Source organism: Hymenobacter lucidus (genome assembly GCF_020447265.1).
GTDB classification, from domain to species: Bacteria; Bacteroidota; Bacteroidia; order Cytophagales; family Hymenobacteraceae; genus Hymenobacter; species Hymenobacter lucidus.
The window spans coordinates 1,128,525-1,154,920 of record NZ_JAJADR010000001.1; the positions used below are offsets into that span (position 1 = coordinate 1,128,525).

Annotated in this window: 20 protein-coding genes; 14 read left to right on the plus strand and 6 right to left on the minus strand. The window is 59.9% G+C overall.

Going from position 1 to position 26,396, the window contains the following annotated elements; translation table 11 throughout:
• Positions 1-2: 2 nt before the first annotated feature.
• Together LGH74_RS04830 and LGH74_RS04835 are read right to left on the minus strand one after the other, a co-directional pair.
• Positions 3-761: an urease subunit beta gene (locus tag LGH74_RS04830; RefSeq protein WP_226172772.1), complete on the minus strand. Its 759-nt coding sequence runs from the start codon at positions 759-761 to the stop codon at positions 3-5.
• Between the two features lie 105 nt (positions 762-866).
• Entirely contained in the window at positions 867-1,469 is a 603-nt protein-coding gene (locus LGH74_RS04835; RefSeq protein ID WP_226172775.1) for an urease accessory protein, read from the minus strand.
• A gap of 298 nt (positions 1,470-1,767) precedes the next feature.
• Between LGH74_RS04835 and LGH74_RS04840 the strand changes: the two genes are divergently transcribed.
• Positions 1,768-4,836, plus strand: a complete 3,069-nt coding sequence (locus LGH74_RS04840; protein WP_226172778.1) for a response regulator — start codon at positions 1,768-1,770, stop codon at positions 4,834-4,836.
• An 11-nt stretch (positions 4,837-4,847) separates the two neighbouring features.
• Here the strand turns inward: LGH74_RS04840 and LGH74_RS04845 are convergent, their stop codons facing one another.
• Positions 4,848-5,585, minus strand: coding sequence for a LytR/AlgR family response regulator transcription factor (locus LGH74_RS04845; RefSeq protein WP_226172780.1), 738 nt, complete (start codon positions 5,583-5,585; stop codon positions 4,848-4,850).
• Positions 5,586-5,787: 202 nt separating this feature from the next.
• On the opposite strand from LGH74_RS04845, the gene LGH74_RS04850 reads away from it, so the two are divergent.
• Positions 5,788-6,213, plus strand: coding sequence for a hypothetical protein (locus tag LGH74_RS04850; protein ID WP_226172783.1), 426 nt, complete (start codon positions 5,788-5,790; stop codon positions 6,211-6,213).
• Between the two features lie 136 nt (positions 6,214-6,349).
• A complete protein-coding gene (locus LGH74_RS04855) occupies positions 6,350-6,844 on the plus strand; it encodes a hypothetical protein (protein ID WP_226172787.1) in 495 nt (164 codons plus the stop codon).
• A gap of 185 nt (positions 6,845-7,029) precedes the next feature.
• Here the strand turns inward: LGH74_RS04855 and LGH74_RS04860 are convergent, their stop codons facing one another.
• The gene (locus tag LGH74_RS04860; RefSeq protein ID WP_226172790.1) at positions 7,030-8,574 is read right to left on the minus strand and encodes a hypothetical protein; all 1,545 of its coding nucleotides are present in this window, start codon (positions 8,572-8,574) and stop codon (positions 7,030-7,032) included.
• A 514-nt stretch (positions 8,575-9,088) separates the two neighbouring features.
• Here LGH74_RS04860 and LGH74_RS04865 point away from each other — a divergent pair.
• The 11 genes from LGH74_RS04865 (at position 9,089) to leuB (ending at position 21,663) form a co-directional block, all read left to right on the plus strand.
• On the plus strand, positions 9,089-9,982 hold the full coding sequence (locus LGH74_RS04865) for a branched-chain amino acid transaminase (RefSeq protein WP_226172792.1): 894 nt from the start codon (positions 9,089-9,091) through the stop codon (positions 9,980-9,982).
• A 31-nt stretch (positions 9,983-10,013) separates the two neighbouring features.
• Complete coding sequence (gene ilvD, locus LGH74_RS04870; protein WP_226172808.1) at positions 10,014-11,681, plus strand: dihydroxy-acid dehydratase; 1,668 nt, start codon at positions 10,014-10,016, stop codon at positions 11,679-11,681.
• Positions 11,682-11,701: 20 nt separating this feature from the next.
• Positions 11,702-13,438 carry a biosynthetic-type acetolactate synthase large subunit gene (ilvB, locus tag LGH74_RS04875; RefSeq protein WP_226172810.1) on the plus strand — a complete coding sequence of 579 codons (1,737 nt, stop codon included), beginning with the start codon at positions 11,702-11,704 and terminating at the stop codon, positions 13,436-13,438.
• Positions 13,439-13,545: 107 nt separating this feature from the next.
• Positions 13,546-14,151 (plus strand): acetolactate synthase small subunit, encoded by a 606-nt coding sequence (gene ilvN / locus LGH74_RS04880; RefSeq protein WP_226172813.1) that lies wholly within the window; start codon positions 13,546-13,548, stop codon positions 14,149-14,151.
• A 77-nt stretch (positions 14,152-14,228) separates the two neighbouring features.
• Positions 14,229-15,293, plus strand: a complete 1,065-nt coding sequence (ilvC, locus tag LGH74_RS04885) for a ketol-acid reductoisomerase (protein ID WP_226172816.1) — start codon at positions 14,229-14,231, stop codon at positions 15,291-15,293.
• Positions 15,286-16,560, plus strand: a complete 1,275-nt coding sequence (gene ilvA, locus LGH74_RS04890) for a threonine ammonia-lyase IlvA (protein ID WP_226172818.1) — start codon at positions 15,286-15,288, stop codon at positions 16,558-16,560. The genes ilvC and ilvA overlap by 8 nt, the downstream gene beginning before the upstream one ends.
• Positions 16,561-17,051: 491 nt before the next feature.
• Positions 17,052-18,218, plus strand: a complete 1,167-nt coding sequence (locus LGH74_RS04895) for a 2-isopropylmalate synthase (RefSeq protein WP_226172821.1) — start codon at positions 17,052-17,054, stop codon at positions 18,216-18,218.
• 19 nt (positions 18,219-18,237) lie between these two features.
• Positions 18,238-18,378 (plus strand): hypothetical protein, encoded by a 141-nt coding sequence (locus LGH74_RS04900; RefSeq protein ID WP_226172822.1) that lies wholly within the window; start codon positions 18,238-18,240, stop codon positions 18,376-18,378.
• Between the two features lie 5 nt (positions 18,379-18,383).
• Complete coding sequence (leuC, locus tag LGH74_RS04905) at positions 18,384-19,778, plus strand: 3-isopropylmalate dehydratase large subunit (protein WP_262904528.1); 1,395 nt, start codon at positions 18,384-18,386, stop codon at positions 19,776-19,778.
• 179 nt (positions 19,779-19,957) lie between these two features.
• Entirely contained in the window at positions 19,958-20,554 is a 597-nt protein-coding gene (leuD, locus tag LGH74_RS04910) for a 3-isopropylmalate dehydratase small subunit (protein WP_226172824.1), read from the plus strand.
• Entirely contained in the window at positions 20,542-21,663 is a 1,122-nt protein-coding gene (gene leuB, locus LGH74_RS04915) for a 3-isopropylmalate dehydrogenase (protein WP_226172826.1), read from the plus strand. Before leuD ends, leuB begins: the two co-directional genes overlap by 13 nt.
• Positions 21,664-21,736: 73 nt before the next feature.
• Here the strand turns inward: leuB and LGH74_RS04920 are convergent, their stop codons facing one another.
• Positions 21,737-23,746: a carbohydrate-binding protein gene (locus tag LGH74_RS04920; RefSeq protein WP_226172833.1), complete on the minus strand. Its 2,010-nt coding sequence runs from the start codon at positions 23,744-23,746 to the stop codon at positions 21,737-21,739.
• A 156-nt stretch (positions 23,747-23,902) separates the two neighbouring features.
• Entirely contained in the window at positions 23,903-26,350 is a 2,448-nt protein-coding gene (locus LGH74_RS04925; RefSeq protein WP_226172835.1) for a carbohydrate-binding protein, read from the minus strand.
• Between the last annotated feature and the right edge of the window lie 46 nt (positions 26,351-26,396).

Consider the following 26,396-nt stretch of genomic DNA (forward strand, 5'->3'; position numbering starts at 1 on the left):
ACCTAAAGCATTGGTGTTGCTGAGCCTGCATTGGCAGCCTTGGCCAAAGCTGCCGGCTTGTTCTCCTCACTCAACTGCCCATCAATCCACCCATTGCCGCCGTACACGATTCTCTCGCCGCCCAGGGCTACCAGCGTCACCCGCTTCCGCTCGCCGGGCTCGAAGCGCACCGCCGTGCCGGCCGGAATGTTGAGGCGGAAGCCGTAGGCCGCGGCCCGGTCGAACTGCAGGGCCGCGTTGGTTTCGAAGAAGGGGTAGTGGGAGCCCACCTGCACCGGCCGGTCGCCGAGGTTTACCACTTCGATTTCCAACGTGTCGCGGTTTTCATTCAAAATCAGCTCGCCTTCCGTCAGCTGGTATTCGCCGGGCATTTCGTTTATCAGGTTGTCGGGCTGGGTTACGGCCGCCGTACGAGTCAGGCCGGAGCCGTAGAGGGCCAGGGCCGGGTCGCCGGTTTCGCGGCAGATGGGGTGGTGTACGGTCACGAGCTTGGTGCCATCGGGGAAAGTGCCCTCCACCTGCACCTCATGAATCATGGCGGCCACGCCGGGCATCACGTCCTGCAGGCCCAGCAGCAGCTTGCCCTTGTTCATGAGCGTGGCTACGGCCTCTCCGTCGCGGATAAACTCCAGCAGCTGGGTGGCCAGCAGGGCCAGGGCTTCGGGGTAGTTCAGCAGTAGGCCACGGGCGTAGCGCTTCTGGGCCAAGAAGCCGGCCTGGTGCAGCACCAGTTTATCGAGGTCTTTCGGAGTGAGGTGCATGGCGTATTGTTGATTGCGGTAAGATGATTGTTGATTGCACCGGGTTACTTGCGAGTAAGGGGCCGTTGGGCTTCTACTTAAACAACCAGTAATTGCAGTCAGCAACTAGCCCACGTTCTGCACCACCATCCACACCCCGTAGCCGATACACAGCGCTGAGGAAAGAAAGATGCTGCTGAATTTCAGGGTTTTATTGATTTTCATGCGGCGCGTAAACGGAATGCTGCACAGGCCGGCCACCACAAACATTCCCAGGATAGAGCCCACGCCAAACACCAGGATGTACAGAATGCCCGGCAGCGGCCGGCGAATTTCGCTCATCACCAGTAGCACCAGTGCTCCGCTGCCGGCCAGGCCGTGCAGCAGCCCCACGGTGTAGGCCAAGCGGTGCTGATAGCGCGTGGGCCGTACTTCAACGGGCTTATTCCAGTTAAGGAGCCGGCTCAGGCCCATCGTCACCAGCAGCACGCCCACGGCGGCCTCAAAGTAGCCCGACGTCAGGAACGTGGCCCGGCTCAGGATGATAACCGAACCCACCAGCACCAGCATCGTGGTGTGGCCCAGGCCCCAGTATATTCCGTCGCGCAGGGCCAGCACGGTACTATCCCGGCGCGACACCATGTTGCCCACGGCCAGCAGGTGGTCCGGCTCGAAAGCGTGGCCCATACCAGCCACAGAGGCAAACATAATCGGGACTAAAGCTTCCATTCCGGAGGGCGCATAGAGTAGGCTTACGGGCTCAATATAGAGAGGCGGCGGGCTTTCCAAGGCCTAACGGCCGATTTTTTACTTGCGCAAAATATTTCGCCGGCTCCGGTAGCGGCGTGCAACATAGGGGTTTCTGCATAGCTCCGGGCTGGTGTAGCTCGTCGGAAGAGCCGCCGCATTCCGTTCAACCAGCCTGAGCCGGTGTTGGGGCGGCAGCGGAACCGATTCAGCCAAAAATCCCCTTTCCCGTCCTCAAAGTCTATTTCTTGCATAGTTGCCCCATGTCGTAGTGCCCATCATGTCCGAAGTATCTTCTCTCCTTACGGCCCTGCCGCCCACCGATTTTGCCCAGGCCCAGGCGCGCATTGCTCAGCTCGAACAAGCGCTACAACAAGCCCAGGCTGCCAAGCGCGTTGCCGATGGCCGAATGGCCTACTATGCGGATTATCTGACGGAAGGAGTAGTGCTGCTGGACTCGGAAGGCCGGATTCTGCTTCTGAACGAGCCGTACTGCCGGTTTTTTGGCATTCCGCTGCCCACCAGCCAATGGGTGCAGCGCCCGGTGGCCGAGCTGAACGCCGCCATTACCCTCTGCAGTGACCAGACCCAGGAACTGGCCCACGAATTTGCGGCGGCGGTGCAAAGCGCGGTGCCTTCTCATAATGTGCAGGTGTGCCTCACCAGCGGCCGGGTGCTCGACCGCGACGTGGTGCCGCTGCAGGCCCTGGAGCCCGGCGCTACTAACGTGCTGCTGCGCTACCGCGACATTACCGCCCAGCACCAGGCAGCGGCGGCGCTGCAGGCTATGTCGCGCATTCCCGAGCAGAACCCCAACCCGGTGCTGCGCTTCAACCGGCAGGGCGAAACGCTGTTTATCAATGCGGCCCTGCGCCAGCTGCGCGACGGTATCGAGGCAGCGGAACGCGCACAGGTGTGGGAGCTACTGCTGCAGGCGGCCCTGCGGGCCCTCAACGACAATGCCCCGCAGAAACTAGAAGTATCGTTTGGGGAACGGCTATTCCGGGTAGTGGCTATGCCTTTCGCAGAAGAAGACTATGCCAACCTGTACCTGCAGGAAATAACGGAGCAGCGGCAGGTGGAGCAGCAACTGGCCGAGCAGCGGCAGTTCTATGAAACCATACTTGACGAGCTGCCGGTGGAAGTAGTCGTGCTCGATGAAGCGGAGCGCTACCTCTACGCCAACCCCTACGCCGTGCCCGATACCGAGCCCCGCGCCTGGCTATCGGGCCACACTATCACCGAGTTTTGCCAGCGCTACAATTATCCATTGGAACTGGCCGAGCAGCGCCACCGCATGTTTGAGTTGGCCCGCGAGCAGGATCAGCTGGTGGTGTGGGATGATATAACGCCTTATCCGGAAGGCTCACGCTGCCACCAGCGCCACTTCAAAGCCATTGCCAGCCCCGATGGCACGCTGCGCTTTATGCTGGGCTATGGTCTCGACATTACCGGGCGCGTGCAGGCCGAGCAGGAGTTGCTGGAGCAGCAGAAATTCACTCAGCAGGTACTCGACACGATTCCCAGCCTGATTTACGTGCGCAATGCCGAGGGCAACCTGATTTTTCGCAACCACGCCATGCGGCAGCTGCAGGAGTTCCGGCAGTTCCGCGCCCGTGCCCTGCAGGACCCCAACAGCATTCAGACCCGCGAAGAGCAGGAATATACCGCCGCCGATGCTCACGTACTGGCTACGGGCGAGGAAATCAAGAAGGAAGATGCCTACACCCTGCCTTCGGGCGAGGTGCTCTGGTTCCAAACCATCAAACGGCCCCTGCGCCGCCCCGATGGTAGCCTGGAAGTGCTGGGTGTCAGCACCGACATTACCGATTTGAAGACGGCTACCGAAGCCGCGCAGGCCGCCGCTACGGCCCGGGAAAATTTCCTGTCCAACATGAGCCACGAAATCCGGACGCCGCTGAACGGGGTGCTGGGTATGGCCGGGCAGCTGGCCAAAACCCAGCTCGACGTGCGCCAGCAGGAGTTGCTGAAGGTAATTCGTTCCTCGGGCCAGCACCTGCTGGGCGTGCTCAACGACGTACTCGATATGGCCAAAATCACGTCGGGTAAGCTGGAGTTCGAGCAGTCGGCCTTCAACCTCTGCGACTCGATGGGCCAGGCCGTGGAGCCGTTGGCGCTGCTAGCCGCCGAAAAGGGCCTGGCCTTCAAAGGCACTCCGCTGCGCGACAGTTGCCCCAATTCCTGGGTGGTCGGCGACCCTTTCCGCCTCAACCAGATTCTGATCAACCTGGTATCCAACGCCATCAAGTTCACCGAGCGGGGCACCATCACCGTGGGTGGCTATTTCGTGGCCGAAACCGATACGCACCTCACCACCGAGTTCCGGGTAACGGATACCGGCATCGGCATCGCGCCCGATAAGGTGGCGCGTATCTTCGAGGGCTTCACCCAGGCCTATGCCGATACCACCCGCCGGTTTGGGGGCACGGGCCTGGGCCTGAGCATTAGCCGGGCGCTGGTCGAAAAGCTCGGCGGCACACTTACCGTAACCAGCGAAATAGGCCGGGGCAGCACGTTTGCCTTCACTCTCACGCTGCCCAAGGCCGAGGCGCCCCGGGGCAAAAAAGAAGAAGTCGTAGACAATGGTTCCCTGGCCGGCCGCCGGGTGCTGCTGGTCGAAGACAACGAAATCAACCGCGAAGTGGCCCGCCTCATGCTGGAAGAATGGCAGGTAGAAGTAGATGAAGCCCCCGACGGCCTGGAAGCCGTGCAGATGCACGCCGACAATGCCTACGACGTGGTGCTGATGGACATTCAAATGCCCAACATGAACGGGCTCGAAGCCACGGCCCGCATCCGGCAGCACCCCGACGGCCGCCGCGCCCAGGTCCCGATTCTGGCCCTCACGGCCAATGCTTTCCGGGCCGACAACGAGCAGTACCTGGCCGCCGGCATGAACGACTGCCTGGCCAAGCCCTTCGAGGAAGATGACCTATACCAGAAGCTGGTAAGTCTGATAGCCACTACTGCCACCGGCAACCAGCGCAGCTACGACCTGACGGCCCTGCGGGAGTTGGCCCGGGGCAAAGAGGCGTTTGTCGACAAGATCATCCGCTCCTTTCTACGCAACATACCCGATACGATGCAGGAAATCCGACTGGCAGCCGCCGAAGGGCAGTGGCTGCGGGTAGCCGAGCTGGTGCATCACATCAAGCCCAACCTGGTGCAGCTAGGCGTGGAAGGCGTGGAAGAAGCCGTGAAGCAACTGGAGCAGGCCCGCCACGGCGTGGGAAACCCGGAAACCCGCACCGCCGCCGTGGGTCACCTCACCACCCGCCTCGACCGAGTGCTGCAGGAGTTGCCCGACGAGCTGCTGCCCGAAGCCTGATACACAACGAGCTAGAGGCTGCGCAGCTTGCGGAAAAAGTCGTCCTGGTAGGATTTGCCCACCGGAATTTCATACTCGCCCAGCAGCAGCTGGTTATCTTCCACGGCCTCAATACGCTTGGTATTGACGATAAACGACCGGTGGACGCGCACGAAATGGGTGAACGGCAGTCGGTCTTCCAGCGCTTTGAGCGTAATGTAGACGATGTGCTTCTGCTTCGGCGTCACGAAAATCGAGTACGTCGACATAGCTTCGATGTAGAGCACATCGTTGAAATCGAGCTTAATAAGCTTGTTATTCACCTTCACAAACAAATCGGAGCCTTCTGCACCAGCTGGCGTTTCAAGGGCAGGGTGTGAGGTGGGCAGAGTGGCGCGCTGGGCCAGCACCCGAGCCACGGCCTTGCTGAAGCGGCCATAGTCGACGGGCTTCACAAGGTAGTCGGCCACAGCTAGCTCGAAAGCGGCCACGGCAAAATCGGCGTGGGTAGTTACCAGCACTACTTCGGGCTGGGGCTGGGGCAGGGCCCGCACCAAGTCCAGGCCGCTGAGGTGGGGCATTTCAATGTCCAGAAACAGCAAATCGATGGGCGTACCGCTGCGCAGCATATTCAGGGCCTGCACCGCATCGGGCAGGGAAGCTACCAGCTCCAGCGAATCGGTCATCTCCACAAAATGCTCAAGGGTGAGCCGGTTGATTTCGTTGTCGTCGATAATGAGGCAGCGCAGGCGGGCAGGAGACAAAGGCATAGAAACGGGCAAGAGCAAATAAGAAAAAGCAGCGGCAGTAGGGCAGAAGGCAGGCGGCGCCCGGCGTTGGCATCGGTAAGAATAACACTCAGAGAGTAAAAAGGGCTGCTGAGCCAGAATGCCAACGGAGAGAAACTCTACAATTTACGTTTGTGCCGTTCAGTTTCACAAGCACTTCTCGCCAACCTAATTCTGCTGCCCGATGAAAAACGTACTGCACCTGCTGACCGGATTCACCCTCGCTGCAATTTTCAGCTGCGCCACCCCCGTGGCTACTGCCGCCCAAGGCGTTTCTTCGGGCAGCCAGCCATTGGCCCCCGCCAGCCCGGAGTGCCAGGCCCGCTCCCTGAAACTGACTTGCTACTACACCGATGCCCTGCGCCTGAGTAGCAGCCAGGCCGCTGCCGTGCGGCTGGCCACCCAGCAGGAGTTGCAGCAGCTTGAGCAACTGGAGGCAGCTATTGTTGACGAATCGGCCAAAACGTTGCCCTTCACAGCCACGCAGGTGCTGGCGCAGTACGATGCCCATATGCTGAGCATCCTCACGCCGGGCCAGTACAATGCCTTCCATCTGCTGCAGGAGCGGCAGGCCAGCCTGACGCTGATCAACCACGTAGCGCGGAAATAGCGGCGGTTAGTAGCTGCTCATGCCAGGGGCAGCAGGAGCGGCTTGCCGGCTGATTAGCAGGGGCTAAGAATAGAGAAAATAGTTTTTATTATTATTTTTCACTAATCTTAAGGGCCGCTTTTATCAACCCGCGCTCATGAAATACCTGGCTGTATTCTCGCTCCTGCTGGCCTCGTTCAGCTCCACTGCAGCACAGAAGGGCCAGGCCGGGCGCGTGCTGGAACAACGCCAGGCCGCCCTGGGCACCGATGTTCGCAAATTCCGTCACTTGGTGCCCGAGCGGGTAGAAGCCAGCACCCAGACGGTGTACTACACCAGTAAGCGCGAAAACCTGCGGGTAGGCTCCTACACCGTCACCGGCATAAGCTACGGTTTCTACAAAGACAAGCTTTGCTCGATTGAGTTGCGTGTAATGGGCGACAACAACTGCAAAGGCATTCATAGCCTGCTGCTCTCGCAGTATGGCCCCAGCCAGCGGGTAGCTGCCAAAAGCGAAAACTGGACTGACCCCCAGGTGACGCTGCGCTACACCGAAGTGCCCCAGGGCTTCGCTACCATCGTGCTGGCCAGCAAAACTCTAATGGAGCAGCGCCTGGCCGAAAGCAAGCTGCCGGCCTACCACAGCGCGTAACCATTTTTTTCTGTCATCTTGAGCCCTTGCGAAGGACCTGCCTCGCCTACCTCACTACAGTTTTGCCAATGTAAAAAGCCCCTTACTACTTGCGTGGTAAAGGGCTTTTTGCGTTGAAAGGCGCTTGACGCTGCGGCAAGAAAGGACCTTCGCTTGGCTTAGGATGACAGGCGAAGCGGGAATTGCTACTTCAGGCGGCGAAACTTGCGTTGCATGATTTCCTGCACCGGCACGTTCTCAATCTTACTTTCGAGCCAGGAAATAATGTCGAGGTAGAGGAAGGGGCGACGCTCGAATGGGTCGGCGGCAATGCTGATGAGCTGTTCCTTAAGATGGCTGAAGGCGGTTTTCAGTTCATCGGGGGCAATGTCGCCTACGCTGCGCAGAAACTGGAAGATGGCTACCTGCATTTGCTGTTGGTCGTTCATTTTTCCCAAAAAGCGGTACACCGACTTAATCTGATACTCCAGAGCCTCGTCGCGGCCGGCCTCGTAGTGCGCTATCAGGTTCAGGATGCGGGCAAAGCACTGAATATCCTCGCGCAGGCTCACATCGCGGAACTGGATTATTTTGGTGAGGTACTCAATAGCCTTGTCGTTGTTGCCGCTGCCAAAGTAGAGGCTGGCAATCTTGTAGTAGAATACTAGCCGCCGGTGCGAGTCGAGCTGCACCTGGAAACGGTCGAGGTTGTCGAGCAGGTCGGGAATGAGCTGCAGGCCCTGCGTGAAGCTGCCCCGCAGGAAGTGGGCATTGATGCGGTTGGTGTAGATGTACAAGAACAGCAGCATCTCCGTGTTCGGGTTGGTGCGCCGCTCCGGGTCGGCGGCGAAGGCCTCCAGAGTTTTCAGGACTTCGATGAACTTGCTGTAGTAGAGCAGGTTGTAGAGTGAAATCAGCAGGTTGTGCAGGCCCTTGAGGTAGAGCATGGCTTGCTGCTCCTTCATGCCGGGGTTCTGCTCAAACAAATCGACCCACTTCTGGGCGTAGCGGAAGCAGGCCGGGAAATTCTGGGTGATGGTGTGGTACCAGACGTGGGCCTGGTAATAGTAGAGCTGCTCGTAGAAACCGGCTTTCTGCATATCTACCAGCGGCAGCGCCTCCTGGAAAAATCCCGTGATGCTGTCATAGTCCTGCTGGTTGCGCACGTGCCCGATCTTGAGGTAGAGCCCATACATGCGCAGCGCCAGATTCGACAGCTCGTGCGTTTGGGCCACGTGGGCAGCCGTGTCGGAGGCCTCCATCGATAGCACCTCGGCCCGGCCGCCCAGGCTGCGGGTGATGTACTGGGCCTCGATGAGCTTCTCAAAATCGAGGGCCAGTAGCGCAATGTGGGGCATTTCGGCCTGCTGCGCCGTGGATTTTACCTTTTCCAGCATTTTAAGACTCTGCTGGTAAAGGCCGCGGTTGTAAAGTACCCGGGCATAATCGAGCTGCTCGTGGAGCTGAATGTCGAGGTTCTGGCCCGAGTGGTACATGCGCAGGCTCGCCAGGAGCTGCTTGTAGAGGTTGGCCTTGAGGTTGGCGACTTGTACTTTTTTAATGGCTGGCACCTGGGCCAGCACCCGCTCCTCATCGTAGGTGCTTTGATCGTCGAGGGCGTCGAAAAGCTGCAGAAACTTAAGGCCCTCGTTGGAACCCTGCCGGTTGGTAAACAGCCGGAAGTGCCGCTTTTCGGAGCGCGTCAGAGACTTTATTAGCTGAAAAACCGGGTCAAGACTTTCGTTGGGCATTGTATTCTGTTGTTTGTCAATAAATTGAATTTCAGTAATTTATAGATAAATAAGTCGTATTTGGAAATAGTTATACCTCTGAATATTGGTTTTCGCAGGGCGCTGCGGCGCTACTACTTGCGTGCAGCTTCGGGCAACAACCAGCCGCTGCCGGGCAAGTTACAACCGCTTCCGACTTTGGCCGATTGCCGCCAAAAAGTTCGGACCGTCGGGAGTTAGCTAAACAGGAAGCAGCGCCTGGTTATTGCTCACCAACCGGAATAGCTGACCGCCAATTTAAATGAAACCAAGTGGATTGTTGGGCCTCGCTTCGCTGCACGCATCAACCCCGCCAAGCTTCTAGTTGCCATGCAATCTACCGTTCTAGTCGTCATTCAGGTCATTATTCCGCTGCCGCCGGGCTGAAGGAACTGCTTCTGTTTTGCCAAGAACAAGCCTTTCTAAGCCCCGCGCTCAGGAAGGCTTTTTTACTGCCCAACCGCTGAAACCGCTTCCACTTAACGCCACCGTTCCTATGTATTTCAACAGTAACACCGTCGCTTTCCTGGATGGTGAATTCGTTCAGGCCAGTGAGGCCACCTGTGGGGTGTATGCCCAGTCGCTGCACTATGGGTATGCCGTTTTTGAGGGTATCCGAGCCTATAATACGCCCCAGGGCTCCCAGATTTTTAAGGCCCGGGAGCACTATGAGCGGCTGCACTACTCCTGTAAAGCCGTGGGTTTGCCACTGGAATACTCGGTGGAAGAGCTGACTCAGATCAGTTACCAGTTGCTGGAAAAAAACGGCCTGACCGACGCCTACATCCGGCCCTTGGTGTACGCGGCCACACCCAACATGAGCCTGAAGCACGCCACGAGTGGCAACCTGCTGATGGCCGTGTGGGAGTGGGGCAAATACCTCGGCGACCAAAGCCTGCGCCTGACCATCTCGCCCTACGAGCGGCCCAACCCCAAGGCCGTGCCCATTGAGGCCAAAGTGGCCGGGCACTACGTCAACTCCATCATTGCCAGTTCCGAAGCCAAGGGCCGCGGCTACGACGAAGCCCTGCTGCTGGACATGAACGGCTTTGTGGCGGAAGGACCGGGTGCCAACTTCTTCTTCGAAAAGGACGGCGAATTGTACACAGCCCCGGCCGGCAGCATTCTGCGCGGCATCACCCGCAACACCATCATCGACCTAGCCCGGGAAGCTGGCATTACCGTCTACGAAAAGTTCTTCACGCCCACCGAGCTACAGGGCGCCGTTGGCGCCTTTATGACGGGCACCGCCGCCGAGGTTATCGGCGTGTTGTCGGTAGATGAACTGGTGTTCGAAAAGCCTTTCGCCGAAACTCTGGGTGCCCAGCTGGCCAAGCGCTACCACGATTTGGTAACCGGCGTACTGACGCCCGCACTGTCGTCCAAATAACTTTTCCGAACTCCGAGTAGAACCGCTTTTCATGGCTCTGAATACCTACAGCCGCATTTATACCCAGGACGACAGCCTGCCCGCGTCCCAGGCCATGCTCATCGGCTCCGGCCTCTCGGAAGCCGATTTGCGCAAGCCGTTCGTGGGAATCTGCTCTACCGGCTTCGATGGCAACACCTGCAACATGCACCTCAACGGATTGGCCGACCAGGTGAAGGAAGGTGTGCAGGCCCACGGGCTGGTGGGGCTGCGGTTCAACACGATTGGCGTGTCCGACGGTATTACCAACGGTACGCCGGGCATGCGCTACTCCTTGGTGTCGCGCGAAATCATTGCCGATTCCATCGAAACCATCACCGGGGCGCACAACTACGACGCGCTGGCCTGCGTGGTAGGCTGCGACAAAAACATGCCCGGCTCGTTGATGGCTATGGCCCGCCTGAACCGCCCTGCGCTAATGGTGTACGGCGGCACGATTAAAGGCGGCTCGTTTAAAGGGCAGCAGCTTAATATCGTGTCGTGCTTTGAAGCCTATGGCAAAAAGCTACAGAATACCATTTCTGACGAGGACTACCGCGGTATTATCAACCATGCCTGCCCGGGCCCGGGCGCCTGCGGTGGGATGTACACGGCCAATACTATGGCCTCGGCGGCGGAGGTGCTGGGTATGTCGGTGCCGTTTTCATCGTCGGCTCCGGCCGTAAGTGCCGAGAAACGGGCCGAGTGCCTGCGTACTGGCGAATATTTGCTGCGGCTGCTGGAAATGGACCTCAAGCCCCGCGACATCATGGTGCGCGAGGCTTTCGAAAACGCCATGGTACTCATCACGGCGCTGGGCGGCTCCACCAATGCCGTCATTCACCTGATGGCCATTGCCGACGCAGCCGGCGTCAAGCTCACGCTCCAGGATTTTCAGAACGTGAGCAACCGGGTGCCCATGCTGGCCGACCTCAAACCCAGCGGCAAGTATCTGATGGAGGATTTGTCGGCCCTGGGCGGGGTGCCGGCCGTGATGAAAACGTTGCTCAACGAAGGCCTGCTAACCGGTGACTTGCCGACTGTGACGGGCCGGACGCTGGCCGAAAACCTGGCCGATATTCCGGCCCTGGGCGAAGAGCAGGACTTGCTGCGGCCGTTTTCCAACCCGATTAAAGTCGACGGCCACATCCAAATTCTCTACGGCAACCTGGCCCCGGAAGGCGCAGTGGCCAAAATCACCGGCAAGGAAGGCACCCGGTTTGAAGGTCCGGCCAGCGTGTTCGATTCCGAGGAAGAACTGAACGAAGGCCTAAGCAAAGTAGCGCCGGGGCAAGTGGTCATCATCCGCTACGTGGGGCCCAAGGGCGGGCCCGGCATGCCCGAAATGCTCAAGCCAACCTCGGCCATCATCGGGGCCGGGCTCGGCGACAAAGTGGCCCTGGTAACCGACGGACGCTTTTCGGGCGGTACCCACGGCTTCGTTATCGGCCACGTGAGCCCCGAAGCCTACGACGGCGGCCCCATTGCCCTGGTTCGCAACGGCGACCAGGTAGTGCTCGACGCGGCCAACAACACGATGAGCGTGCTGGTGGACGAGGCCGAAATGGCTGCCCGCCGCGCCCAATGGACGCCGCCGGCCGTGAATGCGCCGCGCGGAGTGCTGCGCAAGTACATCCGCACCGTGGGCTCGGCCAGCGAAGGGTGCATCACCGATTCTTGAGCAAGTAAAACGCACGAGCTATGTTGATTCAGGAAAAGCCAATTCAGCTGTTGCCAGAAACGGCCCGCCAGACGATGTCGGGGGCGGAAATGACTTTGCGCGCTTTGGTGGCCGAAGGCGTGGATACGATTTTTGGCTATCCGGGCGGGGCCATCATTCCGATTTACGACGCGCTGTACGACTTTAAGCAGGAGCTCAACCACGTGCTGGTGCGCCACGAGCAGGGCGGTATTCACGCGGCCCAGGGCTATGCGCGGGCGTCGGGCAAAGTGGGGGTCGTGTTTGCCACCAGCGGGCCGGGCGCTACCAACCTCGTAACCGGCCTAGCCGACGCGCTGATTGATAGTACGCCACTGGTGTGCATCACGGGGCAGGTTTTCGCGCATCTGTTGGGCACCGATGCTTTCCAGGAAACCGACATCATCAACATTACCACGCCGGTTACCAAGTGGAATTTCCAGGTGACGGAGGCCAGCCAGCTACCCGAGGCGCTGGCTAAGGCCTTCCACATTGCCCGCAGCGGCCGGCCCGGCCCGGTACTGATTGACATCACCAAAAACGCCCAGCTCCAGCAGTTCGACTTTCCCGAGTACCAGATATGTCACCACATCCGCAGCTACCGGCCCGCGCCCATCGTGCGGCCCGAGTACATCCGGCAGGCCGCCGAGCTGATTAACCAAGCCAAGCGCCCCTTCGTGCTCTGGGGCCAGGGCGTCACGCTGGGTCGGGCCGAAGCTGAATTCCGCGCCTTTATCGAGAAAAGCGGCATTCCGGCGGCCTGGACGATTCTGGGCGCCGGCGCGCTGCCCACCAGCCACCCGCTGAACGTGGGCATGCTGGGCATGCACGGTAACTACGGCCCGAATGTGTTGACCAATGAGTGCGACGTGCTCATTGCCATCGGCATGCGCTTCGACGACCGGGTAACCGGCCGGCTCGACAAGTACGCTCGGCAGGCCCAGGTTATTCACCTCGACATTGACCCCACCGAAATCGACAAGAACGTGGCCGCCACCGTGCCGGTGTGGGGCGACTGTAAGGAAACCCTGCCGTTGCTCACGGCGCTTGTCGAAGCCAGAACGCACCCCGAGTGGCGGCAGCGGTTCGAGCAGTTTCAGGCCGAGGAAGTGGCCGCCGTCATTCAGGACGAGCTATTTCCGACTTCCGACGAGCTGACCATGGGCGAAGTCATCCAGCAGCTCAATGAGCTAACCCAGGGCGAGGCTATTGTGGTAACCGACGTAGGTCAGCACCAGATGGTAGCCTGCCGCTACGCCCGCTTCAACCATGCCCGCAGCAACATCACCAGCGGCGGCCTGGGCACTATGGGCTTTGCGCTGCCGGCGGCCATCGGCGCCAAGTTCGGCCGGCCCGACCGGCCCGTGGTGGCCATTATCGGCGACGGGGGCATCCAGATGACGATTCAGGAGCTGGGCACGATCATGCAGACGGGTGTCGACGTGAAAATTATCATTCTCAACAACCAGTTTCTGGGTATGGTGCGCCAGTGGCAGGAACTGTTCCATGAGCGGCGCTACTCCTTTGTCGACATTGCCAGCCCCGATTTTGTGACCGTGGCCAGCGGCTACAGCATTGCCGGCAAGCGGGTTTCGGAGCGCCAAGAGCTACAGAGCAGCCTGCGGGAAATGCTGGCGCATCCCGGCTCCTTTTTGCTGGAAGTCATGGTGACGAAGGAAAACAACATCTTCCCCATGGTGCCCCAGGGCTGCAGCGTGAGCGAAATCCGGCTGCGCTAACGGTGAAGTTGTGAAAGGTGAAGTTGCGAAAACACCATAAGTATTTCCTCTGCTCGCCATTCATCCTTCGATGATTTCACAAGTTCACCTTTCACAATTTCCCCTTTATGAGTGAGCACCCCATCGACCGGCAGGAATATAATATCACGGCCTACACCGAGAACCAGATTGGCTTGCTCAACCGCATTGCCATCATCTTCTCGCGCCGTAAAATCAACATCGAAAGCCTGAATACGTCGCCCTCCGAAATCGAGGGAATTCACCGCTTCAACATCGTGATTCACGAAACGGAAGACGTGGTGCGCAAGATTGCCAAGCAGATTGAGAAGCAGGTGGAAGTGCTTAAGGTCTACTACAATACCAACCAGGAGGTCATCTGGCAGGAAATGGCGCTCTACAAGGTGCCCACCGACGTCATTGCCGAAAAAGCCTCCGTGGAGCGCCTCCTACGCGAATTTGGGGCCCGCGCCGTAGTCATCCGCAAGGACTACACCGTGTTTGAAACCACCGGCCACCGCGAGGAAACCGACCGGCTTATTACCGTTTTGCAGCCCTACGGCCTCATCGAGTTCGTACGCTCGGCCCGCATTGCCATCATCAAGCACAGCGACGGATTCAACCGCAAGCTGCGCGAGTTTGAGCGCACCGAGCCCGGCTCGGAAGTCGTGGAAAACGAGTTTTTGAACAACCGCGACGGAGTGTTTTCGATGTGAGTAAGCTCGGAATGACGGCCTGATAAACAAGAGTAAAATCAACAATAGTCAACCATAAAAACCCAACCCCCAACAACATGGCAACCATCAACTTTGGCGGCGTAGACGAAACTGTAATCACCCGCGACGAGTACCCGCTGTTCAAGGCTCAGGCCTATCTGAAGGACGAAGTCATTGCCGTGATTGGGTACGGGGTGCAGGGTCCGGGCCAGGCGCTGAACCTGCGCGACAACGGCTTCAACGTCATCATCGGCCAGCGCCAGGACTCGCCCTCCTGGGAAAAGGCCCTGCAGGACGGCTGGGTAGAGGGCGAAACGCTGTTTAGCATCGAGGAAGCCGCTGAGCGCGGTACTATCATTGCCAACCTGCTTTCGGATGCCGGCCAGATTGCGCTGTGGCCCACGTTGAAAAAGCACCTCACGCCCGGCAAAACGCTGTATTTCTCCCACGGCTTTGGCATCACCTTCAACGACCAGACCAACATCATTCCGCCCGCCGACGTGGACGTGATTCTGGTAGCGCCCAAAGGCAGCGGCACCAGCTTGCGCCGCTTGTACCTGCAGGGCGGCGGGCTGAACTCGTCGTACGCCGTGTTCCAGGATGCTACCGGTGAGGCCCTGGAAAAGGCCATTGCCCTGGGTATTGGCGTGGGCTCGGGCTACTTGTTCGAAACCGACTTTAAGCGCGAAGTATACTCCGACCTCACCGGGGAGCGGGGGGTGCTGATGGGCGCTCTGGCCGGCATCATCGAGGCCCAGTATCAGGTATTGCGCCAGCGCGGCCACTCGCCCTCCGAAGCCTTCAACGAAACCGTGGAAGAGTTGACCCAGAGCCTGGTGCCGCTGGTGGGCGAAAACGGTATGGACTGGATGTTCAGCAACTGCTCCGTAACGGCCCAGCGCGGTGCCCTCGACTGGAAAGGCCGATTCCGCGAAGCCACGCTGCCAGTGCTCAACGAATTGTACGACAGTGTGGCCTCGGGCCAGGAGGCGGCGCGTACCATTCAGCGCGGCTCTACGCCCAACTACCGTCAGGAATTGGAAGTAGAACTGAAGGAAGTGCGGGACTCGGAGCTCTGGCAGACGGGGGCCACCGTGCGCCAGCTCCGCTCCCTGAAGAAAACCGCCGAAGCCGATGCCTAGCGACACCATAGCCCCTTCAGCCCCTGCAGTGCTGCTCTCGAACGTGGAACAGGCCGCTAGCACCCTGCAGGGCGTGATTTGCGAAACCCTGCTCCAGCAAAACCTGGGCCTTTCGGCCGCCTATGGTGCGACGGTGTACCTCAAGCGGGAAGACTTGCAAGTAGTGCGCTCCTACAAAATCCGGGGCGCCTACCATAAGATTTCCCAGCTGGCCCGGGAGCAAAACCAGCCGGAAGTAGTGTGCGCCAGCGCCGGCAACCACGCCCAGGGTGTGGCCTACGCCTGCCAATTACTGGGGCTGAAGGGCTATATTTTCATGCCGGCCAACACGCCGGCCCAAAAAGTGAGCAAAGTGCGCCTGTTTGGTAAAGAGCAGGTCGAAGTCATCCTGACCGGCGCTACCTTCGACGACACGTTCCAGGCCGCCCGGCAGTTTTGCGACGAGCGGGGCAGCTCCTTTGTACACCCCTTCGATGATCTGGCCATTATTGAAGGGCAGGCCACCGTCGGGCTGGAAATCCTGAAAGCTGCTCCCGCGCCTATTGACTACGTGTTTATGCCTATTGGGGGCGGTGGCTTGGCCTCGGGCGTCGGCAGCGTGTTCCGCCAGCTCAGCCCCCAAACCAAACTCATCGGGGTGCAGCCGCTGGGGGCTCCGTCCATGCAGCAGGCTATTCGGGCCGGGCGGCGGCAGGCCCTAGAGCACATCGAAAGCTTCGTAGACGGCGCGGCCGTAAAATGCCCCGGTGCCCTGACCTTCGAGTTGTGCCGGGAACTGCTCGATGAGGTGGTGCTGGTGCCCGAAGGCCAGGTCTGCGAGGATTTGCTTCGGATGTACAACGAGGAAGGCATTGTGCTGGAGCCGGCCGGCACGCTCAGCATCTCGGCGCTACGGCAGTTTGCCGACGAAATCCGGGGTAAAACAGTGGTGTGCGTGCTCAGCGGTAGCAACAACGACATTACCCGGATGGAGGACATTAAGGAGCGGGCCATGCGCCATCAGGGCCTCAAGCACTACTTTATGGTAACCTTCAACCAGCGCCCCGGGGCGCTGCGGCGCTTCGTGAATAATGTGCTGCACCCCGACGACGACATTATTCACTTTCAGTATATCAAGAAGAACAACAAGGAAAAGGGGCCGGTTTTCGTCGGTATCGAAGTCAAAAAGCCCCACGAAATCGAGGGAATCCAGCAGCGGATGCAGCAGGAAGGCTTTGCCTACGAATACCTGAATGAGAAGCAGGATTTCTTGAGCTTACTGGTGTAACAGAGCGAATACTAGAACGTCATGCTGGGCTTGCCGAAGCATCTCTACCGCAATGCTAGCTTCTTCTCCTGTCATCCTGAGTGCAGCAAAGCGGAACGAAAGACCTTTCTCCAATGAGTGACAAGCGTAATTAAACGTGGCAAAGCCCTTTACCGCCCTGGTGGTAAAGGGCTTTGTTATATTGGATAAACCGCAGTGAGGAAGGTTCTTGGCAGGCGTACGCCAGATGAAGGATGACAGTCGACGAGTACATTCCCATTGCACGCGAGATTTCTCGCTCTGCTCGGAATGACGTTCAATGTAGTGTGCTGCCAACCACAATTTCTTCGTTAGCCGTTGTATTTCAACAATCAATAATGCATTGATAATCAATATATTATAAAATAAAATGCCGCTACTAGAAATAGTAGGCGTGCCGAAAATTTGTTTTCCCTGCCGCGCTTTGCCGGTGTACTTGCGAGCAGCAATTCGCTGAAAGTACTCCGAGAAACATGGCTGCTCAGAAAATTCAGATCTTCGATACGACCCTGCGCGATGGTGAGCAGGTGCCCGGCTGTAAGCTCAACCAGGATGAAAAACTGGTTATTGCCCGACAGCTGGAGCTACTCGGCGTCGACGTGATTGAGGCGGGCTTTCCCGTGTCGAGTCCCGGCGACTTTGCCGCCGTGGCAGCCATTGCCGCCCAAACCCGCGAGGCTACCGTCTGTGGCCTGTCGCGGGCGGTGGAAAACGACATTCGGGTGGCGGCTGAGTCGTTGCGGCACGCTCGTTACCCACGCATTCACACTGGTATCGGTACTTCCGAGTCCCACATCAAGTTCAAGCTGTGCTCTACGCCGGAGCAAGTCATTGAGCGGGCCGTGGCCGCCGTGAAGCTGGCTAAATCCTTCGTGGAAGACGTGGAGTTTTACGCCGAAGACGCCGGCCGCACCGACAACGAGTACCTGGCCCGCGTCTGCGAAGCCGCCATTCGGGCCGGAGCCACGGTGCTCAACATCCCGGACACCACCGGCTACTGCCTGCCCGAGGAATACGGGGCTAAGATTAAATACCTCTACGAAAACGTGCGGGGCGTGCAGAATGTGACGCTTTCCACGCATTGCCATAACGACCTGGGGCTGGCTACGGCCAATTCCATTGCCGGCGTCATGAACGGCGCCCGGCAGATTGAGTGCACCATCAACGGGGTAGGGGAGCGGGCCGGCAACACGGCCCTGGAAGAAGTAGTGATGATTCTGCGCCAGCATCCTTACCTCAAGCTCGACACCAACATCACGACGCAGCTCTTGGCCGAAACCTCGGCTATGGTTTCGCAGATGATGTGCATGGTGGTGCAGCCCAACAAAGCTATTGTGGGAGCCAATGCCTTTTCGCATTCGAGCGGCATACACCAGGACGGCGTTATCAAGCACCGCGAGACGTACGAAATAATTGATCCGCGCGAGGTGGGCGTGGCGGATTCGTCGATTGTACTAACCGCTCGTTCGGGGCGCGCCGCCCTGGCTTACCGGCTCCAAAAAATTGGCTACGACTTCGATAAAGCCGCGCTCAATAAGGCCTATGCCTCGTTTGTGCAGCTCGCCGACCGGCAGAAGGAAGTAGTGGATACCGACCTGCACCAGCTGGTGGAACAGGAAAACCTGGTAGCCGCCAACTAATACGCTTACGCTCATGAACATGCCCCTGCAACACAGCCAAGTCGAGCCCCGCAGCGCTACTCGCTCGTCGCGCTGCCCCGACTGGATAACCTACGCCGCGGAGCAAGTGCGCCAAGGCAACCGTCCGGCGGAAAACACGCCTTCCAAGGCTTCAAAATAAGCATCATGGCCAAGTCCTTATTCGACAAAATATGGGATGCTCACGTGGTGAAGGCCATTCCGGGCGGCTTGGAGGTGTTTTACATCGACCGGCACCTGATTCACGAAGTCACCAGTCCGCAGGCCTTTGATGAGCTGCAGGAGCGGGGCCTGCCGCTGAGCCGGCCGGCGCAGATATTGGCCACCGCCGACCACAACGTACCGACCCGCAACCAGCACCTGCCCATTCAGGACCCGTTGAGCCGCTCCCAGGTGGATAAGCTCACCGAAAACTGTGAGAAGTTCGGCATCGAATTGTTTGGGCTGGGCCACCAGTACCAGGGCATCGTGCACGTCATCGGGCCGGAGCTGGGCGTCACCCAGCCGGGCATGACCATCGTGTGCGGCGACAGTCATACTTCCACCCACGGCGCTTTCGGGGCCATTGCCTTCGGTATTGGCACCAGCCAGGTCACGCAGGTCATGGCCTCGCAGTGTCTGCTTATCAGCCGGCCCAAGCGCATGCGCATCACCGTGGATGGCGCGCTACAGCCCGGCGTGACGGCCAAGGACATCATCCTGCACATCATTTCGAAGCTCGGTACGGGCGGGGCCACCGGCTACTTCGTGGAGTACGCCGGCAGCGCCATTCGCGGGCTGAGCATGGAAGGCCGCATGACGGTCTGCAACATGAGCATTGAAATGGGTGCCCGCGGCGGCCTCATTGCCCCCGACGCTACCACGTTCGAGTATCTGCAAGGCCGGCCCTACGCCCCGCAGGGTGAGCGGTGGACGCAGGCCCTGGACTACTGGCAAACGCTTTATTCGGAGGAAGGCGCCGAGTTTGAGTCGGAGCTGACGTTTGATGCCGCCGCCATTACGCCCATGATAACCTACGGCACCAACCCCGGGATGGGCATCGCACTGAACGGCTCGATTCCGGTGCTCGGCACCGACGGGGAAGCTGCTAGTTTTGATAAGTCGTTGGCTTACATGGGCTTCACGCCGGGCGAATCACTGTTGGGCAAGGAAATCAACTACGTCTTTATCGGCAGCTGCACCAACTCCCGCATCGAGGATTTGCGGGCCGTGGCGGCCTACGTGAAGGGCAAGCACAAAGCCGAGCACGTGGAGGCCATCATCGTGCCCGGCTCCAAGATGGTCGAGAAGCAGGCCATTGCCGAGGGCCTCGACCAGGTGCTGGCCGAAGCCGGCTTCGAGCTGCGCGAGCCGGGCTGCTCAGCCTGCCTGGCCATGAACGACGACAAGATTCCGGCCGGGGCCTACTGCGTCTCGACCTCCAACCGCAATTTCGAAGGCCGCCAGGGCCCGGGCGCCCGCACCCTGCTGGCCAGTCCGCTGGTGGCGGCTATAACGGCCGTGGAAGGCCGCATCGTGGATATTACTCAGTATTTGAACTAACCAAAACGAACCACATACCCCTGCCATTCTGCCGCGGCTTCTGAGCCGCACGGCACGCAAGCGAGAGGAGGAATCGGCTGAGGCAGCTGGCCTCGGGCCCGCCGGACCAACTGGCTACCAACGCTGATTTCTCCTTTCACTTAACGCCGGCAACAGCATCACTCCATCGAATCCCACCCATGGAAAAATTTCAAACGCTCCGCTCGGGCGTCGTCCCGCTGCCCATCGAAAACGTCGATACGGACCAGATTATTCCGGCCCGTTTCCTGAAGGCCACCACCCGCGAGGGGTTTGGCCAAAACCTGTTTGCCGACTGGCGCTACCAGTCCGACGGGCAGCCCAAGGCCGATTTCGTGCTGAACAACTCGCGCTACCACGGCCAAATCTTGCTGGCCGGCAAAAACTTCGGCTGCGGGTCCAGCCGGGAGCACGCCGCCTGGGCGTTGTATGATGCGGGCTTCAAAGTGGTTATTTCCAGCTACTTCGCTGATATCTTCCGGGGCAACGCCCTGAACACCGGCCTGCTGCCCCTGCAGGTTTCCGATGAGGTGCTGCAGGGTTTGTTCCGGCAGATTGAGTTGGAGCCCGAAACCCAGCTGGTCGTCGATTTGCCCAGCCAGACCTTATCAATTCCGGTGTGGGACGCCACCATCGGCTTCGAGCTGGACGCTTACAAGAAGGAGTGCCTGATCAATGGCTACGACGATATCGACTACCTGGTGAGCCAAAAGGACGCCATTACCACCTACGAACAGCTCCGCAAATGGGTATTTTAAGCAAACGAATCGTGGTACTGTCGGGTGATGGTATCGGGCCGGAAGTGTGTCAGGAAGCGGTGCGGGCCCTGAAGGCCGTGGCCGACAAGTTTGGGCACGAGTTTCACTTCGACTACCAGCTCATGGGCGCCTGCGCCATCGACGCCACCGGCGACCCGCTCCCGGCAAGCACCCTCGACGCCTGCCGCGCCGCCGATGCCGTGCTGCTTGGGGCCATCGGCGACCCGAAATACGACAACGACCCCACGGCCAAAGTGCGCCCCGAGCAGGGTTTGCTGCGGCTGCGCAAGTCGCTGGGGCTCTACGCCAATATTCGGCCCGTAACAGCCTATGAGCAGCTACTGGAACACTCACCGCTCAAGAAAGACCGGATTCAGGGCACCGATATGCTCATCTTCCGCGAGTTGACCGGCGGTGTGTACTTCGGCGAAAAAGGCCGGAATGAAGATGGCTCGGCCTACGACAACTGCACCTACAGCCGCTTTGAAATTGAGCGGATTGCGCACCGGGCCTTCCGGGCCGCCGAAACCCGCCGGGGCAAGCTCACGCTGGTGGACAAGGCCAACGTGCTGGAAACCTCCCGGCTATGGCGCGAAGTGGTGCAGGAAATCTCGCTGCAATACCCCAAAGTGCTGGTTGATTACCTGTTCGTGGACAACGCGGCCATGCAGGTGATTCTGAACCCGAAGCAGTTCGACGTGATTCTGACCGAGAATATGTTCGGCGACATCATCTCCGACGAAGCCTCCGTTATTGCCGGCTCCCTGGGCCTATTGCCCTCGGCCTCCATCGGCGACGAAGCCGCACTGTTTGAGCCCATTCACGGCTCCTACCCGCAGGCCAAGGGCAAGGGCATTGCCAACCCCATTGCCACTATTCTGTCGGCGGCCATGATGCTGGAGCATTTCGGACTGCCGGAAGAAGCCGCTTCGGTGCGCAAAGCCGTGGACAATGCCCTAGAGCAAGGCGTGCTGACGCCCGAGTTGAACGCCAAAGCGCCCTACACCACCGAGCAGGTAGGTAGCTTCGTGGCCTACGGCATCCTGGATATTCTGGACTGTCAGCTCCACAAGAACAACATTGCCTTGGGATTGAGTACGATTATTTAAGATTGGTTTGGAATGTAAAAAGGCCGCTCCCAGTCTGGGAACGGCCTTTTTGCGTTTCGGGGGTGGCGGAACTCTACTCCGCTTCCTTGATAAAGCGGCGCGTTATGCTGGCTTGGCCCGCTGCCGAAATCCGCAGCGTATAGACTCCAGCTTTCAGCGTCGACACGTCCAGGTCGGTGGCCGCAAGCTGGCCCTGTAACACGGTGCGGCCGGTAATGTCAATTACCTCGAACGAACTGCCTGCTAAAGCCGATTCAGCGCGAAAATGCAGGGTGCGGGCCACCGGATTCGGGTACAACTCCAGACTACGCTCTAAGCTGCCGGCACCGGATGCGGCCAGCGTGGTACCGGCCGGCCGGGCGGCTGTGGCTACTTTGGTGATGCGCAGCCAATTGAAGTTCCAGCCGCCGGCCTGCGCGTACACGCCGAAGCTGTAGGTGCCGGCATTGATGGTCACCGTTTGAGAAACCGTGGTCCAGTTCTGCCAGCCGCCGGTAGCTGGAATAGCCACGTTGCCGAGCTGGATGCTGCCCGCGTTCAAATCAGAGGACAAGGTGCTGCCGCTGGGGCTGGCTACGCGGTACTCAATGGTGTAGGTGCCGCTGGTTGGGAAGCTCACGTTGGCATAGGCCAGCCAATCGGTGGCGTCGATGTAGCCCACATTCTGGCCGCCGCCCGCGTCGGTGGTGGCTTCCACCTGCACGCCCTGCATGCTGGTAAAGGCTTCGGCCTGAATGGTGGTAGCGGAGGTGGGCGGGGGCGTGGTGCTGGCAAAGTTGAGCCAGTTGACGTTGCAGCCCGTGGAAGCCGCCGCGTACAGGCGCAACGTCTGGCGGCCGGCGGGCAGCGTTACGGTGGCGTTGATGGTTTGCCAGCTCTGCCAGCCCCCGGTGTTGCCCACGCTGATGCTGCCCAATGTAGCTCCGCCGCTGTTGCGCAGCTGCAGCGTGGCCCCGCCCGTGGCACTGGCCACCCGGAAACCAAGCGTATAGGAACCCGCTGTGGCCACGTTGACGGAATAATCCAGCCAGTCGCCGGTGTCGAAGTATGATACGTTCTGGCCGCCGCCGGTATCGGTGGTAGCTTCGGTTTGGGCGCCCGTCTGGGCGGCAAAACGCTCGGCTTCTACCCGGCCTGGAACCGGGTGCACCGTTACAGTGGTGCCGTTGCGCTGCACCACTACCTGGTTGATGGCTGTGAGTAGCGAGTTGGCGCCGGTAGCATCCTGCGACAATTCCCAGATCATGATGCCGCTGCCCTGGTCGAAGGCCAGATTCGTTTTGCTCTTGATGGTGGGGATGCCATTGTAGCCCACGCCGTTGAACACATCGGCATTAGGACTGGCGCCGCGGGCCAGCAACTGGGCGTACGATTCCCAGGTGGGGCGGCCGTAGAAGGGCACGCCGAGCACAGTTTTATTGGCCGGCAGACCCCGGCCCCGCCAGTAGCTGATGGACTGCGCCGCGTAGTCGTAGGTGGAGTGGTCGAAGTTGTTGAAGTCGTAGGCCATCAGGTTCAGAAAGTCGACCGACGTGAAGACGCTGTTGAGGATGCTGGCCCCGTTGGTACCCACCACGGCGGCTGTGAGCAGCTTGCCGCGGCTGTGCATTTCGGTGGAGAGCTGCTGCATGAGCAAGGCGTGGTTGTTGGCCGAAGCACCGGCGTCGGGGTATTCCCAGTCGATGTCCACGCCGTCGAGGTTGTACTGATTGGCGAAGTTCACCAGGTTGGTTACGAAGGTGTTGCGGTAAGCTGCATTGCCACCGATGCTCTCGAAGCCGCTGTCGTTGCCGTCGTTCCAGCCGCCTACCGAAATCAGCACTTTCACGCCGTTGGCATGGGCCAGGGAAACCAGGCTTTGCAGCTTGGCCGGGTTTTCAATGGGCTGCAGCCCGCCGGTGGCCGTGGGCAACAGGAAGGCATAGTTGATGTGCGTCAGCTTGCTGTACTGCACGCTGTTCACGTCGCCGGCCCAGGAAGGCACGTAGCCGATAACCCGGAACTGGGCAAACGTGGGCAGTACCGCCAGCAGCAACAGCAGCAGGAGCAGCCCGGTTTTTGGAAGGGAAAAGCTCGTTTTCATACAGTGGGATTAGGTTGGAAAAGGACAGGAAAAGCCAAAAGTCAAAAGTGGCCTTGCCGATGAGGTACACCGCAACGCGGAGCCCTGGTGAGCCCCCAAACGTGCCCGACTCTCACTGGCAAGGCCACCACCGACCCGCAGGCTGGCAGGGTTTGCCTACTTCATAAAGCGCTTCGTGGGCTGCGCTTTGCCCTCAATAACGAGCCGGAGCGTGTACATGCCGGGCTGCAGATCGGCTACGCTCAGCCGGCCGGCAGCCGCCGAGCCACTGGCTACCAGCTTTCCCCAGGCATCCAGAATCTGGTACTCACTGCCCGCCAGGTTCTGCCCCGAACGAATCAGCAGCTGGTCGGTAACCGGGTTGGGGTAGATTTCCAGCGTGGGAGCCGCTGCCGCGAAACCAGCCTCGGTAGAAACTGACGCCAGCCGGGCCGTGCCTACTTTGCTCACGCGCACCCAATTGAGGTTCCAGCCACCAGTTTGGGCGTAGATGCCGAAATTGTAGGTGCCGGCATTCACGTTCACCGTTTTGGACACGGTAGTCCAGGTTTGCCAGCCGCCGGTAGCCGGAATGGCCGTGTTGCCAAACTGAATCGAGCCGGCGTTCAGATCGGCCGAGATGGTGCCGCCGCTGGGGCTGGCCACGCGGTATTCGATGAGGTAGGAGCCCGAGGTCGGGAAGTTGATGCCGTTCCAGACGAGGTAGTCGCCGGCATCCACGTAGCCCATGTTCTGGCCGCCGCCCGCGTCGGTGGTGGCTTCCGCCGTCATGCCGTTGTTTACGCTGGCTGTTTCGGCCTGCAGCGTCACGCTGAACGAGGACGTGGCGGCCTGTACCCGCAGCGAGGTGGCCTTGTCGTTCCAGTTGCCGGTAGCCAGGGCGTTGTTTACCAGGCAGGCATTGTTGGCCGTCACGGTCAGGGCCGCGCCACCGAAGTTGTCGTTTTCGTACAGCACCACCTGGTAGCCGCTGTTCACGGTGAGGGAAGAAATGTCATCGTTCAGAATGCCCCGACTTTGCAGCGCGGCCAGGTTATAGTCGCCGGCGGGCAAGGCTATGGCTGTGCCGGTGTAGTTGCAGTCTTTGTACATAGTGGCTACGCCGCCCGAAGCCGGCGCCGGCACGGTGCCCGAAATGTAGAACGTGCCGAGCGAGCCGTAGTCAGAATACCCGTCAGTAACCGGGTTGCCGTAGCTGGTGCCATCTATCTGTAGGTAATAGGTACCTGCCGCCAGGTTGGCGCTCAGCGTCGTGCCCAGGCTGCCCTGCGTGTCGTAGGTCCCGACGAGGCCGCCGCCGCTGTTGAAGAGCCGGCCCACGATGTCCAAGTCGCCGTGCCGGCTCACCGTGTTCAGGCCCAGACTCACCGCACCGCCGCTGGTCGAGAAAACGAAGTAATCCTGATCGGCAGTCCGCTCGATGATGCCCGAGCCGGAGACGCTGTTGCCGTTGCGGGCCAAAGCTGTAGCGCCGGCCGTGCCGTTGGCGTGGTCGTCGTTGCGGTAGCCCACGTTGAAAGTCGAGCCCGCCATGATGGCCAGGTCGTCCTGGGTCTGGCTGGCCGACGCATATTCGCCGCGGCTCCAGTGCGTGACGGGCTTGTAATAGCCCGCGCCCATAATCGGGGCCCAGTTGCCGGCCGAGCTGCGGGCATCGTAGTATTCTTCCTTGGGGTTGAGGCGGCCGTCGTGGCTAAGGCCCAGTGTGTGGCCCACTTCGTGCGCAGCAGCTTCCCCGCCGGCTTTGGCCGCCGTCATAAACACCCAGCAGGGCGTGTCGTCGTTCCAGTTGAAGCTGGGCACGTAGGCCACGCCGCCCGCGCCGGGCGCGGCCGTGTTGGTCGGCGTCACGATGCAGCGCATCCGCATGTTCTTCGGATACGAGTTGAACACCGCTTCATCGGTCGTCACGTTCAAGCTGAACGGGCGGAAATCCTCACTCACCAGCTCCCAGAACTCCTGAATCTGGGCGTCGCTGATGCCGGCCGGGGCCGCGTTGATGGGGTTGCCGTTGTTCCAGGGCGTACCGGCCACGTACTGTCCGTCGAAGTCCAGCATCACGCAGCCCCGGGCGCCGGGGTAGCTTTGCAGGGCAATAACGTTGGTCTTGCTGGCCGTATTACCCTGCACCGGCGCCGGGTTCTGGTAGCCTACGGGCTGGTTGTAGTCGATGCAGATAACCTTATTGATATCCACGGGCTGCACCCGCACGTTGCCGGCGGCATCGGCCGAATAGCGGTAGGCCTGCCGGGTGTTGCGCAGCACAATGTGGCCGTCTACCCGCGCGCCTTCAATACGCAGCATAAACGATGAGCCCGGCACGTTCTGGATTTCGCCGATGACGTATTCGCCGCTCGAAGACAAGTCCTGCCGGTAGTTGACTTTGCCCACAAACGCCTGCGTGGCCGAAACACGCAGCGCCACGGTCGGTACAGCTTGCCGGGCGGCGGCCGTAGCGGCCTGGGCTTCCAGCTGCCGCACCAGCTCCTGACTGGAGCCGAGCGGATACGCTGCCTGCTGCTTCTGGTCTTGGGCCCACGCCGGGCTACTCAACCCGCTGCCGAGCAGCAAGGCACTAAGCCCGTAGGAATAAACTTTTTTCATGGTGAGTTGGAAAGGAAGTGGATGGTGGAGTGGAAGCCGGAGTGGT

Excerpts from the sequence above, each read along its gene's own strand:
- LGH74_RS04830 (WP_226172772.1), bottom strand. The coding sequence starts at position 761 with ATGCACCTCACTCCGAAAGACCTCGATAAACTGGTGCTGCACCAGGCC.
- LGH74_RS04835 (WP_226172775.1), bottom strand. The coding sequence starts at position 1,469 with ATGGAAGCTTTAGTCCCGATTATGTTTGCCTCTGTGGCTGGTATGGGC.
- LGH74_RS04840 (WP_226172778.1), top strand. The coding sequence starts at position 1,768 with ATGTCCGAAGTATCTTCTCTCCTTACGGCCCTGCCGCCCACCGATTTT.
- LGH74_RS04845 (WP_226172780.1), bottom strand. The coding sequence starts at position 5,585 with ATGCCTTTGTCTCCTGCCCGCCTGCGCTGCCTCATTATCGACGACAAC.
- LGH74_RS04850 (WP_226172783.1), top strand. The coding sequence starts at position 5,788 with ATGAAAAACGTACTGCACCTGCTGACCGGATTCACCCTCGCTGCAATT.
- LGH74_RS04855 (WP_226172787.1), top strand. The coding sequence starts at position 6,350 with ATGAAATACCTGGCTGTATTCTCGCTCCTGCTGGCCTCGTTCAGCTCC.
- LGH74_RS04860 (WP_226172790.1), bottom strand. The coding sequence starts at position 8,574 with ATGCCCAACGAAAGTCTTGACCCGGTTTTTCAGCTAATAAAGTCTCTG.
- LGH74_RS04865 (WP_226172792.1), top strand. The coding sequence starts at position 9,089 with ATGTATTTCAACAGTAACACCGTCGCTTTCCTGGATGGTGAATTCGTT.
- ilvD (WP_226172808.1), top strand. The coding sequence starts at position 10,014 with ATGGCTCTGAATACCTACAGCCGCATTTATACCCAGGACGACAGCCTG.
- ilvB (WP_226172810.1), top strand. The coding sequence starts at position 11,702 with ATGTTGATTCAGGAAAAGCCAATTCAGCTGTTGCCAGAAACGGCCCGC.
- ilvN (WP_226172813.1), top strand. The coding sequence starts at position 13,546 with ATGAGTGAGCACCCCATCGACCGGCAGGAATATAATATCACGGCCTAC.
- ilvC (WP_226172816.1), top strand. The coding sequence starts at position 14,229 with ATGGCAACCATCAACTTTGGCGGCGTAGACGAAACTGTAATCACCCGC.
- ilvA (WP_226172818.1), top strand. The coding sequence starts at position 15,286 with ATGCCTAGCGACACCATAGCCCCTTCAGCCCCTGCAGTGCTGCTCTCG.
- LGH74_RS04895 (WP_226172821.1), top strand. The coding sequence starts at position 17,052 with ATGGCTGCTCAGAAAATTCAGATCTTCGATACGACCCTGCGCGATGGT.
- LGH74_RS04900 (WP_226172822.1), top strand. The coding sequence starts at position 18,238 with ATGCCCCTGCAACACAGCCAAGTCGAGCCCCGCAGCGCTACTCGCTCG.
- leuC (WP_262904528.1), top strand. The coding sequence starts at position 18,384 with ATGGCCAAGTCCTTATTCGACAAAATATGGGATGCTCACGTGGTGAAG.
- leuD (WP_226172824.1), top strand. The coding sequence starts at position 19,958 with ATGGAAAAATTTCAAACGCTCCGCTCGGGCGTCGTCCCGCTGCCCATC.
- leuB (WP_226172826.1), top strand. The coding sequence starts at position 20,542 with ATGGGTATTTTAAGCAAACGAATCGTGGTACTGTCGGGTGATGGTATC.
- LGH74_RS04920 (WP_226172833.1), bottom strand. The coding sequence starts at position 23,746 with ATGAAAACGAGCTTTTCCCTTCCAAAAACCGGGCTGCTCCTGCTGCTG.
- LGH74_RS04925 (WP_226172835.1), bottom strand. The coding sequence starts at position 26,350 with ATGAAAAAAGTTTATTCCTACGGGCTTAGTGCCTTGCTGCTCGGCAGC.